Source organism: Mesorhizobium sp. M0808 (assembly GCF_040320025.1).
GTDB lineage: Bacteria > Pseudomonadota > Alphaproteobacteria > Rhizobiales > Rhizobiaceae > Mesorhizobium.
Genome location: NZ_JAMYOX010000023.1, coordinates 59,732 through 73,919, shown reverse-complemented (window position 1 = coordinate 73,919; position 14,188 = coordinate 59,732). Strand labels below are relative to the sequence as shown.

14 protein-coding genes and 1 pseudogene are annotated in these 14,188 nt (G+C 62.8%); 9 read left to right on the top strand and 6 right to left on the bottom strand.

Annotation, left to right across the window (positions count from 1 at the left end):
* Window positions 1-74 precede the first annotated feature (74 nt).
* The 5 genes from NKI25_RS23450 (at window position 75) to NKI25_RS23430 (ending at window position 4,540) form a co-directional block, all read left to right on the top strand.
* Entirely contained in the window at window positions 75-875 is an 801-nt protein-coding gene (locus tag NKI25_RS23450; RefSeq protein ID WP_023678017.1) for an inositol monophosphatase family protein, read from the top strand.
* Window positions 876-974: 99 nt separating this feature from the next.
* On the top strand, window positions 975-1,682 hold the full coding sequence (trhA, locus tag NKI25_RS23445) for a PAQR family membrane homeostasis protein TrhA (protein ID WP_023678018.1): 708 nt from the start codon (window positions 975-977) through the stop codon (window positions 1,680-1,682).
* Window positions 1,683-1,797: 115 nt separating this feature from the next.
* The gene (locus tag NKI25_RS23440; protein ID WP_023678019.1) at window positions 1,798-2,823 is read left to right on the top strand and encodes a MotA/TolQ/ExbB proton channel family protein; all 1,026 of its coding nucleotides are present in this window, start codon (window positions 1,798-1,800) and stop codon (window positions 2,821-2,823) included.
* 1 nt (window position 2,824) lies between these two features.
* Window positions 2,825-3,856: a peptidoglycan -binding protein gene (locus NKI25_RS23435; RefSeq protein WP_352454907.1), complete on the top strand. Its 1,032-nt coding sequence runs from the start codon at window positions 2,825-2,827 to the stop codon at window positions 3,854-3,856.
* 285 nt (window positions 3,857-4,141) lie between these two features.
* Window positions 4,142-4,540 (top strand): hypothetical protein, encoded by a 399-nt coding sequence (locus NKI25_RS23430; protein ID WP_352454908.1) that lies wholly within the window; start codon window positions 4,142-4,144, stop codon window positions 4,538-4,540.
* A 78-nt stretch (window positions 4,541-4,618) separates the two neighbouring features.
* Here the strand turns inward: NKI25_RS23430 and NKI25_RS23425 are convergent.
* Window positions 4,619-4,962, bottom strand: a pseudogene (locus NKI25_RS23425) (DUF1304 domain-containing protein).
* Between the two features lie 183 nt (window positions 4,963-5,145).
* On the opposite strand from NKI25_RS23425, the gene NKI25_RS23420 reads away from it, so the two are divergent.
* Window positions 5,146-6,630 (top strand): carboxypeptidase M32, encoded by a 1,485-nt coding sequence (locus NKI25_RS23420; protein WP_352999547.1) that lies wholly within the window; start codon window positions 5,146-5,148, stop codon window positions 6,628-6,630.
* A gap of 206 nt (window positions 6,631-6,836) precedes the next feature.
* A complete protein-coding gene (locus NKI25_RS23415) occupies window positions 6,837-8,864 on the top strand; it encodes a DUF3857 domain-containing protein (RefSeq protein ID WP_352999545.1) in 2,028 nt (675 codons plus the stop codon).
* Between the two features lie 117 nt (window positions 8,865-8,981).
* On the opposite strand, the gene NKI25_RS23410 is transcribed toward NKI25_RS23415, so the two are convergent.
* Entirely contained in the window at window positions 8,982-10,784 is a 1,803-nt protein-coding gene (locus NKI25_RS23410) for an ABC transporter transmembrane domain-containing protein (RefSeq protein WP_352999543.1), read from the bottom strand.
* A gap of 203 nt (window positions 10,785-10,987) precedes the next feature.
* Between NKI25_RS23410 and rpmE the strand changes: the two genes are divergently transcribed.
* Window positions 10,988-11,209, top strand: coding sequence for a 50S ribosomal protein L31 (gene rpmE, locus NKI25_RS23405; protein ID WP_006327661.1), 222 nt, complete (start codon window positions 10,988-10,990; stop codon window positions 11,207-11,209).
* A 69-nt stretch (window positions 11,210-11,278) separates the two neighbouring features.
* Here rpmE and NKI25_RS23400 read toward each other — a convergent pair whose 3' ends face one another.
* Window positions 11,279-11,920, bottom strand: coding sequence for a TetR/AcrR family transcriptional regulator (locus NKI25_RS23400; RefSeq protein WP_352999542.1), 642 nt, complete (start codon window positions 11,918-11,920; stop codon window positions 11,279-11,281).
* 131 nt (window positions 11,921-12,051) lie between these two features.
* Here NKI25_RS23400 and NKI25_RS23395 point away from each other — a divergent pair, with 131 nt between their 5' ends.
* Window positions 12,052-12,531 carry an anthrone oxygenase family protein gene (locus NKI25_RS23395; protein WP_352590001.1) on the top strand — a complete coding sequence of 160 codons (480 nt, stop codon included), beginning with the start codon at window positions 12,052-12,054 and terminating at the stop codon, window positions 12,529-12,531.
* A 27-nt stretch (window positions 12,532-12,558) separates the two neighbouring features.
* Here the strand turns inward: NKI25_RS23395 and NKI25_RS23390 are convergent, their stop codons facing one another.
* The 3 genes from NKI25_RS23390 to NKI25_RS23380 form a co-directional block, all read right to left on the bottom strand.
* On the bottom strand, window positions 12,559-12,870 hold the full coding sequence (locus NKI25_RS23390) for an Rdx family protein (RefSeq protein WP_352644582.1): 312 nt from the start codon (window positions 12,868-12,870) through the stop codon (window positions 12,559-12,561).
* Window positions 12,867-13,616, bottom strand: coding sequence for a YebC/PmpR family DNA-binding transcriptional regulator (locus tag NKI25_RS23385; RefSeq protein WP_352540320.1), 750 nt, complete (start codon window positions 13,614-13,616; stop codon window positions 12,867-12,869). Before NKI25_RS23385 ends, NKI25_RS23390 begins: the two co-directional genes overlap by 4 nt.
* 238 nt (window positions 13,617-13,854) lie before the next feature.
* Window positions 13,855-14,178 (bottom strand): ArsR/SmtB family transcription factor, encoded by a 324-nt coding sequence (locus tag NKI25_RS23380; RefSeq protein ID WP_352569576.1) that lies wholly within the window; start codon window positions 14,176-14,178, stop codon window positions 13,855-13,857.
* Between the last annotated feature and the right edge of the window lie 10 nt (window positions 14,179-14,188).

The following is a 14,188-nucleotide window of genomic DNA, read 5'->3' as shown; positions in this document are numbered from 1 at the left end:
TCCCAAAGAGTTGCAGACTTTTTGGATAAGATCATGCGTCAAGGCAAATAGGCGCAGCGACAGGAAGAACAGCAATGGCGCGTTCCGCGATCCTCAATGTCATGGTCCAGGCCGCAATGAAGGCCGGCCGCTCGCTGTCGCGTGACTTCGGCGAAGTGCAGAACCTGCAGGTCTCGATGAAGGGGCCGGGCGACTATGTCAGCCAGGCCGACCGCAAGGCCGAAGACATCGTCTTTGCCGAACTCTCCAAGGCGCGGCCCGGCTACGCCTTCCTGATGGAGGAACGCGGCGTGATCGAGGGCGACGACGGCCAGCACCGCTGGATCGTCGACCCGCTCGACGGCACCACCAATTTCCTGCACGGCATTCCGCTCTTTGCCGTTTCGATCGCGCTGGAGCGCCAGGGCCAGATCGTCGCCGGCGTCGTCTACAATCCGGCGATGGATGAGCTCTATACCGCCGAGCGCGGCGGCGGCGCTTTCATGAACGACCGCCGGCTGCGCGTCGCCGGCCGCACCAAGCTGGTCGATGCGGTGATCGGCTGCGGCATGCCGCATCTCGGGCGTGGCCAGCACGGCAATTTCCTCATCGAGTTGCGCAATGTCATGGCCGAGGTCTCTGGCGTCCGCCGTCTCGGCTCCGCCTCGCTCGATCTCGCCTACGTCGCCGCCGGCCGCATGGACGGGTTCTGGGAAACCGGCCTGTCGGCCTGGGATGTCGCCGCCGGCATTTTGCTGATCCGCGAGGCGGGCGGTTTCGTCTCCGATTTCGCCGGGGGACAGGATGTGCTGAACGCCGGTTCACTGGTCGCCGGCAACGAACTCATCCAGCGCGCGCTGTTGAAGACTATCAAAAGGCCACTCTCAGCCGGCTGATAGAGGCACGCCGCGCTGAACCGCCGCAGTCGCAAAACCGCAACCAAAGCTTGAAATACTGTCCCGCGGCCGCCCAGATAAGGTGGCGCAGGATCATCGATGACGAACAGCCGGCCCCAACCCCAGAGCGAACTCTCCCAGCTCGACATTCCCTTTATGGGGCGCTGGCATTACTCGCGCGCCGAGATCATCGCCGACGGCATTGTCCACGCCGTGGGCATCGTGCTGGCGATCGCTGCCGGCTCGACGCTGCTGGCACTGGCCGCCTATCGAACCGGCCCCGGCGAATACGTCGCCGCCGCCTTCTATGTAGTCTCGCTGCTCACCGTGCTGTCGGTTTCGCTGGCCTACAATGTCTGGCCGGTGTCGTCGCCGGCAAAATGGATATTGCGGCGCTTCGACCATGCCGCGATCTATCTGCTGATCGCTGCCACCTACACGCCTTTCCTGGCCCAGCTCGGCGGCTCGCCGCTGGCCGTTTCCATGATCGTCCTGGTCTGGACCGCCGCGGCGGTCGGCATCGCCATCAAGGTCTTTCTTCCCGGCCGTTTCGACCGGCTGGCGATCGTCTTCTACCTAGCCATCGGCTGGAGCGGTATCGTTCTGGTGGAGCCGCTCGTGCGGACGCTGCCGGCGACATCGATCGCGCTCATCGTTGCCGGCGGCATCGTTTACTCCTGTGGCGTGATCTTCTTCGCCTGGAAGGGCCTGCGCTTCCACAATGCGCTGTGGCATGGCTTTGTCGTCACCGGCGCCGGCCTGCATCTGGCCGCCATGGTCGACTGCCTGGTCATCAACCGGCTTTGACCTCCGGTCGCGGACAGTGGCAATATTGCCAAGCGCCATTCAATTTCGTCACAATTCCGTTTAGAGTCGCAAACACAAATTGATCGGCGGCGACGGCATCGGAAACGGGGCACGGATGACTCTTCTCAGATCCTTCGGCATGGGCAGGCGCTCCGACGTTCTGATCTACGACCCGCACAAATTGTCGAGCCCGCAGGTGTTTCTGCTGACCATGGTGATCTTTCTGTTCATCGTGGCCTTCATCGCCGCCATCCTGACCCGCCAGATCTCGACCGCCTTCGTCACCAATCCCGGCCTCAACGGCCTGATCATCGGCGTGCTGGCGGTCGGCATCCTGCTGGCCTTCGTCCAGGTCGGCCGGCTGTTCCGCGAGGTGCGCTGGGTCAACTCGTTCCGCGCCGGTTCCGAAACCACCGAACCGGTGTTGCTGGCGCCGATGAAGGCGATGATCGGCCGCTCCTCGACGATTGCTTTCTCGACCAGTTCGATGCGCACCATGCTGGATTCGATCGCCACCCGGCTCGACGAAAGCCGCGACACGTCGCGCTACCTTGTCGGACTGCTGGTGTTCCTCGGCCTGCTCGGCACCTTCTGGGGCCTGCTCAACACGATCGGCTCGATCCGCGAAACCATCGAGTCGCTCGATCCCGGCACCGGCGATGCCGCGGCCGTGCTCGAATCCCTGAAGCAGGGGCTTTCCGCTCCGTTGGCCGGCATGGGCACCGCCTTCTCGTCCTCGCTGTTCGGCCTCTCCGGCTCGCTGGTGCTCGGCTTCCTCGACCTGCAGGCCGGCCGCGCCCAGACGCGCTTCTATACCGAACTCGAAAACTGGCTGTCCTCGGTCACCGACCTGTCCTCCGACATCGTCGTTGCCGACGCGGCCAAGACCGAACCCTCCGAGGAAATCCGGCTGTTGTCGGAAAAGCTGCGCACTCTGCAGGAGAATGGCGGCGGCTCCAATCCGCGCGTCGCCACCGCCATGGCCAATCTCGCCGACGGCATTTCCGGCCTGGTCAAGAACATGCGCTCGGAGCAGCAGATCATGCGCGACTGGGTCGAGGCCCAGTCCGACGAGCAGAAGGCGATGCGCAACACCCTGGAGAAGATCGCCGACGCCTTGAAGAAGCCTGGAGTGCATTGACGTGGCGTTGGCACGAGGCCGGCGCTCCGACCGCCGCATCGATTACTGGCCGGGCTTCGTCGATGCGCTGTCGACGCTGCTGTTGGCGATCATGTTCCTGCTCACGGTTTTCGTGCTGGCGCAGTTCCTGCTCGGCCGCGAGATCTCCGGCAAGGACACGGTGCTCAACCGCCTCAACTCGCAGATCAACGAGTTGACCCAGCTTCTGGCGCTGGAGCGCTCGACGACGCAGGACAAGGAGGACACCCTTGCCAATTTGCAGGCGTCGCTGTCCGCGTCGGAGGCGGAAAAGAGCCGGCTCGAGCAATTGCTGGCGCAAGGCGCCGGTGCCGGCGATGCCGCCAACCAGCGCGCGACGGCACTTTCCGGCGAGCTCGACAGCCAGCGCCAGATCAGCCAGCAGGCGCTGAGCCAGGTCGAGATCCTCAACCAGCAGATTTCGGCACTGCGCAGGCAGATCGCAGCGCTCGAACAAGCGCTCGACGTGTCCGAAACGCGCGACCGCGAATCCAACACCAAGATCGCCGATCTCGGCCGCCGCCTCAACGTCGCACTGGCGCAACGCGTGCAGGAGCTAAACCGCTACCGCTCCGATTTCTTCGGCCGCTTGCGTGAAATTCTCGCCGACCGCGAGAACATCCGTATCGTCGGCGACCGCTTCGTCTTCCAGTCGGAAGTGCTGTTCCCGACCGGCTCCGAGGTGATCAACGATGCCGGCAAGGTCGAGATGAAGAAGCTTGCCGATGCCATCATCGAATTGCGAAAGGAAATCCCGCCGGAGATCAACTGGGTGCTGCGCGTCGATGGCCACACCGACAACAAGCCGCTCTCCGGCACCGGCCGCTACCGCGACAATTGGGAATTGTCGACGGCGCGCTCGACATCGGTGGTCAAGTTCCTGATCGAGAACGGCGTGCCGGCCAACCGGCTGGTCGCGGCCGGCTTCGGCGAATTCCAGCCGCTCGACCCCGCCGATACCGAAGAGGCGCGCAACAAGAACCGCCGCATCGAGTTGAAGCTGACCGAGCGGTGATCTGCAGGCCTTTGGCTTGTATCATGCGCCAGGTCGGGCCAGGTCGAGCCGGCTCGAGCCGGCTCAAGTCGGCGGCATTTAGGGCACTGGTGCGGCAGCGGCAAGAGCTGAAAAAAATTACCTTTTTTTAATTACACTTTGCCGCCATGGCCTTTTAGCCTTGGTCATGGGCCGAGAACCGCCGGCGGTGGAACCGCTCATCGCGACGCGACGGAACCTGACGGCCCGCGGCCGGAAGGCAGGACCCTCCCAACCACCGCCTTCCCCAGTAAAGGAGACGCAACCATGCGCTTCTTCGCTCCCAGGAATCTCAGGACTGCTACGCTCGCCACACTGCTCCTCGCCGTTCCGTTTGCTGGCGCTTACGCCGGCCCGCGTGCGACGGCCTTGATCAATCAGATCCAGAGCGTGGAGACGGGTATCCAGGGCGCCATCCGGGCGAACAAGCTCGAGCCGGGCGAGGCACGTGACTTGCGCACGCAGGTCGCTCAACTCGATCGGGCCGCCCAGAGGGCCGCACGCGATGGAACCATGCCGAGCACGCAATATCAGCAGTTGCTGGCGCAGCTCGACGATGTCAGCCAAAAGCTGCGCGCTGACACCGGCAGTGCCTTCCTCATCGGCAACGGCGCCGATGGCGGATACTATCCCAACGGCTATGGCCCAACTTATCCAGGCGGCTGAAATCGGCCGCAGTGCCCGGCGCTGTGGCAATTGATTTGCGCATGATCCCGTTCCAGCTTTCGGTTCAGGGATCATGCGCTAGCCCACCGCCAGTGCAATCAGCGCCAGCGCTGCCGGCACTGTCTCGATGAACAGGATTTTACGGCCCGCCGTCGCTGCCGTAAAGGCCGGCGACGGCGACGCAGAGCAGGAAGAAGACTACTGGAAACCGGCTTCGCCGAGGTAAAGCCCCAGATCAGGCTGGCTGCGAGAAAGCCGTTGTAAAGCCCCTGATTGGCCGCGAGCACTTTCGAGGCCCTGGCGAATTCCGGCGTCAGCCTGGATACCATATGGCCGCGCGGCGTGTCCTACAGCACCATCTCAAGATAGACGATGCAGAGGTGGATCACGGCCACCAGCCCGACCAGCACATTGGCGATCATGTTTCGTCTCCGCATCGCGGTCTGCCGCCGCCGGACGACATTGATCACGCACGCCACCGCTTCCACAAGATGCTTTTCGGCCGTTGCGGCCGGCAGTCGATGCGTCGGTCGCGGGCGGCTTTCGGGGTTGCCAACAGTTTTGCATTGGTATCTTTTCCCGCCGTCAAATCAGCGGAACCCACAATGTCCTTTCAAAAACTCGACGACCTCGGCCACAAGCTCGAAGCGCTGGAACACGCCCTCGCCATCCTCGGCGCCGACGAGGCGACCCATATGGCGGTCGGCGGCGGCGAGAAGCGCGCAGAGGCAATGTCGGCGCTTGCCGGCATGCACCATGCCCGGGCGACTGCGCCGGAGATTGCCGACTGGATCGCGGCGGCCGAGCAGGAGGCGCTGAACGAAGAGCAGCAGGCCGCGGTCAGGGAATTCCGCCGGCAATACACCAACCTGACCTGCCTGCCGGTCGAGTTCGTCGAGCGCCAGACGACCGCGCGCATGCGCTCCGAGCAGCTCTGGCGCGACCTGCGCGCCAAGAACGACTGGGCGGGTTTCCTACCAGCGCTCGAAGGCGTCGTGGCGCTGGTCCGCGAGGAGGCGGCCCTTCGCGCCGAGGTGCTCGGGCTCGAGCCTTACGACGCGCTGATGGAGCAATATGACCCGGGCAATCGCGCCGCCGACATCACGCCTGTGTTTGTCGCGTTGAAGACCTTCCTGAAAGGCTTCGTGCCGGAGGCACTGGCCGTGCAGGAAGAGCGGCTGGCGAAACATCCGCTGAAGCCGCTTTCCGGCAGATACCCCTTGGACAAGCAGCGCGAGCTTGGCCTCGCCATGATGGCGGCGGTCGGCTTCGACCTCACCCACGGCTCGCTGTCGGTTTCGCACCATCCCTTCTGCGGCGGCGTGCCGAGCGACGTGCGCATCACCACCCGCTACAAGACCTCGGATTTCCTGTCGGCGCTGATGGGCGTGCTGCACGAGACCGGCCATGCGCTGTACGAGCAGAACCTGCCGAAGGCGTGGGCGCACTGGCCTCTGGGCAGAGCGCGCGGCATGGCGGTGCATGAAAGTCAGAGCCTGTTCGTCGAAAAGCAGATCGGCCGCAATCCAGAATTCTGGCGCTGGGCGCTGCCGGTGGTCGAAAGACACCTCGGCGAGAGCTGGACGATCGACGACATCCTGCCGCATGTACACCGGGTCGAGCGCGGCCTGATCCGCGTCGATGCCGACGAGGTCACCTATCCGCTGCACGTCATCCTGCGCTACGAGCTGGAGCAGGAGCTTGTCTCGGGACGGCTGGAAGCAGCCGACCTGCCCGAAGCCTGGGATGCCAAGATGCGCGATTATCTCGGCCTGTCGACATCAGACAATCCGGCTGACGGTCCGATGCAGGACGTCCACTGGCCGGGTGCCGCCTTCGGCTATTTCCCCTCCTACACGCTGGGCGCCATGATGGCGGCGCAGCAATGGGCGGAGCTGACCAGGGATCATCCTTCAGCCGACGAAGACCTCGCCAAGGGAGATTTCGCCGCGATCAACGACTGGCGCCGCAAAAGGATCTGGTCGCAAGGCTCGCGCTGGTCGACACCGGAACTGCTCGAACGCGCTACCGGCGAAAAGCTCGATTCCGTGCATTTCACCGATCACCTGAAGAAGCGGTACGGGAACTGAGCCGCTTCGTCTATTCCAGGTTCTTGCCGCGGTGACTGCAGAAATCCGCGAAACTGGCCTTTACTTTGGTGGGAAAGCCTCTGAAAAAGGAGTTCTTCCAAGTTGGGCGAGCGTAGATGTCTGTCTGTTACAGTTTTCATAGGATGAAGTCTTTCTGGCCCCGCTTGGTATTTTTGATCTTATTGATCGGCCTGAGTTCTCCGGCCATGTCCGACGACATGGTTCTCAAGGGTCCGGCAGAAAGCTGGGTAAAGCAGCTTGATATTCCGGTTGCCGATCCCACCCGATCGGATCAAATCAAGAATGGCGTTTCATGGCTGCTCTCGGACGACCAGATCAAGCATCGCGCCGGCGGCTATGTCGAGTACTCGCGCACCGTCTATAAGATCGTCGACCGTCCCGGCCTGGATCGTGGCGCGAGTATCGATCTGCAGTTCGATCCGTCCCGGCACAAGGTCACGCTCAACCATCTTCACATCATCCGCGATGGTGCCGTTCTGGACCGGCTGGAAGGCGTCGAATTCGACATCTTCCGCAGGGAAAGAGACGCCGAGAAGGGTGTCTTCGACGGCTGGCTGACAGCACACGTCAACATCGATGATGTGCGCACCGGCGACATCGTCGACTACGGGTCGACCTACGAGATAACACCGCTGATCGGCAAGGACCTTTTCTTCAAGAATTTCTCCACCGAATGGGAAGAGCCGGTAGCGCTTATCCGCACAAGCATCATTTGGCCTTCGGGCCAGCCGCTCGAGATCAAAACCAGGGGAACCCGACTCAAGCCTTCAATCTCCCCGACTGGGCCGGAGACCACCTATCTATGGGAAATTCCAAACCCGAAACCGGTCAATGTCGAAGATAACCTGCCCGTGACCTATCCAGGCTGGGGCTCCATCGATGTCGCGTCTACCGCGAATTGGCCAAGTGTGGTCGATGCCGTTGCGCCCTATTACAAGCCAGCGACCGTTTTTCCCCCGGCTTTTGCGGCAAAGCTCGACGACATCGCTCTGCGGCATCCGGTGCCCGAAGACCGGATGGTCGAGGCAATGCGGTTGGTGCAGGACCAGATCCGCTATGTAAGCCTGTCGATGGGTGCCGGTTCCTACGTTCCGCGTGATCCCGCGACGGTCATCCTGAGCGGGTTCGGTGACTGCAAAGACAAGGCCCTGCTGCTGGTTTCGTCGCTTGTGCGGCTTGGCATTGCTGCCGAGGTTGCCTTGGCCGATCTCGACGAGGGACGGGCCCTCGACCAGCATCTGCCGGCGCTCCGCGATTTCGACCATGCCATCGTCAAGGCAAGGATCGGAGCAAAGACATATTGGCTGGACGCCACGAACTATCTTCAGGGCGGCAGGGCGCACAATCTCGCACAGCCGGACTACGGCTTCGCGCTGCCGCTTTCCAGCACCGGCGGGTTGGAGAAGATGCCGAGCCCTGTGCTTACCAGCCCGTCGATCCAGATCGCCGAGGAATTCGACTTTCCGCGGAAACCGGGCGATCCCCTCGTGCTGACGGTCTTCTCGACATATGAGGACGCCGATGCCGATTGGATGCGCGGCAATTTCGCCAGCCGGTCGCTGAGCGAGGTGTCGGACGCCTACCTGAAATACTACAACAAGCAATATCCAGGCATCCAAACCATCGCCAAGCCGGAAATAGTGGATCGCCGCGACGGCAACATAGTGAGCGTGAAGGAAAGTTATCGCTTGCCGGCGGAGGCGCTGACGGCCAACGATCTGGCAAAGAATTTCCCGATCCGCGCGGCCGATCTCGGCAACAACTCTCTTCCAACCCCGACAATCGTCGACCGAACCGGGCCCGTCTCCCTCGGCCCCCAGTTCTACCGCCGCCACAAGGTGACCGTGCGCAACCTCAAGGCGAGGTTTTCCGGCGAGTCGATGAAAAACGTCGTGACGCCCTATCTGTCTCTCAAGGCATCCTGGTCCAACACGCCCACCGAATTGCAAGTTGAATGGAACTTTCAGACGCTGGCGACTGAAGTACCGGCCAAGGCGATTGCCGATTATCTGAAAACCGTCGATGACCTCGCAGACCAGGTTCGCTGGCAGTACGATTTTACCTATGAAGAGCCGCCTGCCGATGTGCAGCTCAGCGATCCGGCAAAGGAGCAGCGACAGACCGTCGCCAGCATGCTTTTGTTGTCGTTGCTTGTCGGCGTTCCCCTGTTCATAGCCTATCGACGCGGCAAACGCCGAGCTTTCGGTAGCTGAAGAAACTCGGCGGCCGCTGGGCACCATGATCCCGAAAAGTGGATGCCGGTTTTCGGAAAAGATCATGGTCAAACAAGAAGATGGAGCCTCATCCCGATTTCATCGGATGGAGCGATGCTACTCGGCCGCGCCCCTGAAAGCATTCGCCCCGGTATCGAACTGCAGCTTGGCCAGCCGCGCATAGATGCCGCCCTTGGCGACCAAGCTCTGATGCGTGCCTTCCTCGACGATGCGGCCGCCATCCATGACCAGGATGCGATCGGCCTTCAGCACGGTTGCCAGCCGATGGGCGATGACGATCGTGGTGCGGCCCTTCATCAGCCGGTCCAGCGCCGTCTGCACCAGCGTCTCGCTTTCGGCATCTAGCGCCGAGGTCGCCTCGTCGAGCAGCAGGATGGGCGCATCGCGCAAAATGGCGCGGGCGATCGCCACGCGCTGGCGCTGGCCGCCCGACAGCGTCACGCCGCGCTCGCCGACCTGGCTGTCATAGCCCTTTTCGAGTTTCAGGATGAACTCGTCGGCAAGCGCGTCCTTCGCCGCCGCCTCGATCTCGGCCTGGCTGGCGCCAGGCCGGCCAAAGCCGATATTGTCGCGCGCGCTTGCGGCAAAGATGGTGACGTCCTGCGGCACGATGGCGATGCGCGCGCGGATCGCGGCCGGATCGGCCTCGCGCAGATCGACCCCGTCGATGACGATCCTGCCGGCCTCCGGATCGTAGAAGCGCAGAAGCAGCGAAAACACCGTGCTCTTGCCGGCGCCGGATGGCCCGACGATCGCCACCGTCTCACCGGGTTTGACCTGAAAGCTCAGGCCATGGACGGCGGCGCGGTCGGGCCGGGCCGGATAGGAGAAGGAGACATCGTCGAAGCTGATCGCGCCTCTCGCCTTTGCCGGCAGCGGCTTCGGATCGGCGGGCGCCTGGATCGCCGGTTTCTCGGCCAGGATCTCGGTCAGCCGTTCGGCAGCGCCCGCTGCCTGGGACAGTTCGCCCCAGACTTCCGACAGGGCGCCGAGCGCGCCGGCGGCGAACACCGAATAGAGCAGGAATTGGCCAAGCGTGCCTGGCGACAGCGTGCCGTCGAGCACGTCGCGCGAACCGAACCATAGCACCGCCACGACCGAGGAAAAGATCATGAAGATGGCGAAGAAGGTGAGAAACGAGCGGGCAAAGATCGAGGCCCGCGCCGCTTCGAACGCTGCTTCCACGGCGGATGAAAAATACCCGGTTACAAGCTTCTCGTTGGTGAAGGCCTGCAGGGTGCGCACCGCGCCGATCTGCTCGCTGGCGTAGGCGGTGGCATTGGCCAGCGTATCCTGCGCCAGCCGTGACTTGCGCCGCACCGAGCGGCCGAAGGCGACCAGCGGCAGCACGATTAGCGGAATGGCCGCGATGACCAGGCCGGACAGTTTTGGGCTGGTGAAGACCATCATCGCCACGGCGCCAAGGCCGAGGATGACGTTGCGCAAAGCCACCGAGGCGGTAGCACCGACGGCCGATTTGACCTGTGTCGTGTCGGCGGCGAGCCGCGAGACGATCTCGCCCGACTGGGCCGTGTCGAAGAAGGAGGGCGACAGCGTGGTGACGTGGGCAAAGACATCGCGGCGGATATCGGCAACGACGCGCTCGCCGAGCGTGATGACGAAATAGTAGCGGCTGGCCGACGCCGCCGCCAGAACGGCGGCCATCACCACCAGCATGGCGAAATATTCGGCAATGAAGCTGGAATCGGAAGCGGAAAAGCCGTGGTCTATCATCCGCCGCACGGCCAGCGGCAGCGCCAGCGTCGTCGCCGCAGCGACGGCCAGCGAGACGATCGCGCCGATGACCATTTTGCGGTAATGCGTGATGTAGGGAAACAGGCGCTGCAGCGGCCTCAGCGAGCGCCTGCGCTCGTCTGCATCGCCGCTGATGTTCGCCATGACCGTTTCCTTTGGCCCTTTGAGGTTTGCGCCATCAATATGCGCTTGCCGCGGCCTTGTGATTCAATTCCGGCTGATGTATAGGCTCGCCGACCGTTTTAGAAGCCGTGGCTCCTCAATAGCTGCGGCTTCGAGTTTTAAAAAGGGGCGCATCGACGCAGGCTTCAGCCCGTCGGCAGCACCCGGCAGCCAGGAACAGACCCATGAAGACCGATATCCATCCCGACTACCACACCATCAAGGTCGTCATGACCGACGGCACCGAGTACATGACCCGTTCGACCTGGGGCAAGGAAGGCGATACGATGAACCTCGACATCGACCCGACCACCCATCCGGCCTGGACCGGCGGCCAGCAGACCCTGCTCGACCGCGGCGGCCGCCTGTCGAAGTTCAAGAAGCGTTTCGAAGGTTTCGGCCTCTAAGCCGCATTGGCGTTTCGCAGATCGAGAAACCCGCCTTCGTGGCGGGTTTTTTGTTGCGAAAATACGGCCCTACTCGCCGAGCAACTCGCGCAGCGCCATGCGCTTGTAGGCTGCGACCAGCCTGTCGCCTTCTTGCCGCCCGACCGAGATCGCCAGCCGCATGGTGGCCTCGCCCAGTTGCCAGATGAGAAATGACGTCGTTTCGAGCGCTTCCGAATCGGCGGACGGCCGCAGCCGCTTCAGCACTGTGGTGAGGAATTCGGCGTTGGCCCGGCTATCGGCAAGCTCGAGTTCGCGCAACGCCTTGTCGGCCTGCGTGCCCGACCAGATGTCGCGCATCACCGGCTCCGCCAGGAACAACCGGTAATAGATATCCACCAACTCCGAAAACGCCTTGCGCAAGCCGTCGGCGTCACTGACCTCGGCAAGTGCCGCGGCAATGCAGGCCTGGCTTTCGGCGGTATAACGTTCGGCCAGTGCCCAGATGATCGCTCTCTTGTCGGGGAAGAACTGGTAGAGCGAGCCGATCGACACGCCGGCCCTCTCCGCAACCTCGCCCATGCGCATGGCGTCGCTGCCTTGCTCGGCGATCAGCGCCGAGGCGGCGGCCAGCATGCGCTCGACCCGCTCGCGGCTGCGCTGCTGGCTCGGCGCCCGGCGCGGCGATGCGGCCTGCTCGTTGCGGGAACCCGGTGCAGCGGTGCCTTCCATGACTGTCTCCAGAAAAATGGCTTGACTGACAAAATACGAGGGTTTATCACGTTTTGCAAATGTGAGGATCGCTCACATTTTTTAAACGACACGCCAATCAAACTGTCGAACCCCGAACCGGAGCAACTGACATGATCATGAAACTGCTTCCCACCCTTGCTTTCGTCGCTGCCATTGGCTCAGGCGTTGTCGGCGGCGTTTTCTTCGCCTTCTCCAACTTTATCATGCCGGCGCTCGCCCGCTTGCCTGCCGAAGGCGGCATCGCCGCCATGAATTCCATCAACATCACCGTGATCACGCCGACATTCATGACCGCACTTTTCGGCACCGGGCTGGTCTGTCTTGTCCTCGCCGCCGGCGCTCTTATCGGCTGGAGCCAACCGGGTTCGTTCTGGCTTCTCGCCGGCGCCCTGATCTATGTCGTCGGCAATCCGATCGTGACGATGATGTTCAACGTGCCGCTCAACAACGCCCTGGCCGCCGTCGATCCGGCAAGCGCCAACGGCGCCGCCGTGTGGGCCACCTATCTCAGGGACTGGGTGATGTGGAACCACGTCCGCACTATCACCGCCATCATGGCGCTGGGCTGCTTCATCTTCGCATGGCGGTGAATGCAGGACGGAAGTCCTAAAAGGCCGTCAGGCAGGGTCTTTTGACTTATCGCCCTTGCGGTCGGCATGGCCGAGATCGCGATCCGGATCGATGACGTCGCGAACCAGTTGCTTGAGCTTTGCGGCGTCGGGAAAACCGCCGTCACGCTTGCGGTCCCAGACCAGCGTGTCATTGCAGGAAATGGTGAAGATGCCGCCGGTGCCGGGCACCAGCGTCACTTCGCCCAGATCGGTGCCGAAGGTCGACAGCAGCTCCTGCGCCATCCAGCCGGCCCTGAGCAGCCACTGGCACTGGGTGCAATAGGTGATGCGGACTGTGGGCAGCGCCTGTTGGATCATGCCGCGCTGAGCTTCGCCAAGGTCTCCTCGTCGACCTCGAAATTGGCGTAGACGCTCTGCACGTCGTCGTCGTCCTCGAGCGTCGCAACCAGCTTCATCAGCGATTGTGCCCGCTCCTCGTCGACCGCGATATTGGTCTGCGGCTTCCAGATCGGCTTCACCGATTCAGCCTCGCCGAGCGCGCCTTCCAGCGCCTTCGACACTTCGCCGAGATTCTCGAAGGCGCAATAGATCGTGTGGCCGTCCTCGTCCGACTGGACATCGTCGGCGCCGGCCTCGATCGCCGCGTCCATCACCTTCTCGGCGCTGCCGGCCGATGCCGGATAGTAGATCTCGCCGACGCGGTCCCACATGAACGATACCGAGCCGGTCTCGCCCATCGCCCCGCCGGCCTTGGTGAAGGCGGCGCGCACATTCGACGCCGAGCGGTTGCGGTTATCGGTTAGCGCCTCGACGATCAGCGCGACGCCGCCTGGCCCGTAACCCTCGTAGCGCACGGCTTCGTAGGTCTCGGCATCGCCCATCGACGCCTTGTTGATGGCGCGCTGGATATTGTCCTTCGGCATCGACACCGCCTTGGCGTTCTGCACCGCAAGGCGCAGGCGCGGGTTCATCGATGGATCGGGCGTGCCGCTCTTGGCGGCGACGGTGATTTCGCGCGCCAGCTTGGAAAACATTTTAGACCGCACCGCATCCTGGCGGCCCTTGCGGTGCATGATGTTCTTGAACTGTGAATGGCCAGCCATGGCACCCCTGTCGTCTTCTCGGCTAGAGCATCTGCCGCCTGGTGAACCACCCGGCATCTTGCAAAAATGCTCGAATTCAAAATTTCAGAACGTCCTGCTGCGTCCCTGACGGACGGACGGCGCTCGCTGTCGGAATGGCCGGCTTATAGATAAATCGGCTCAATTCGTCCAGCCGCGCCATTGCTGCCGGCACGCAAGGCTTTCAAGATCCGAAAATCGGCAGGCTTCGGCAAACCTTTCATCCCTTAAGATCGGATTTCAGCCGGTCGAGGATGCTGATCGCGTGCGTGGCATATTGACTGATCCAGCGGTCGTGGATGTGCTTGATCGGCAGCGCGTTGAGATGGTTCCAGCGTTCGCGCCCCTCGCGCCGCGCCACGACCAGGTCGGCCTCCTCCAGCACCTTCAGGTGCAGCATGACCGTGCAGCGGTCCATGTCGGGGAAGGCATCGCACAACATGCCGGTGGTCTGCGGCGCATCCTTCAGCCGGTCCAGCAACGCACGCCGGCGCGGATGCGCCAGCGCCTTGAAAACATTGTCGTCTCGCGATTGGCTTGACATGTTATATTTC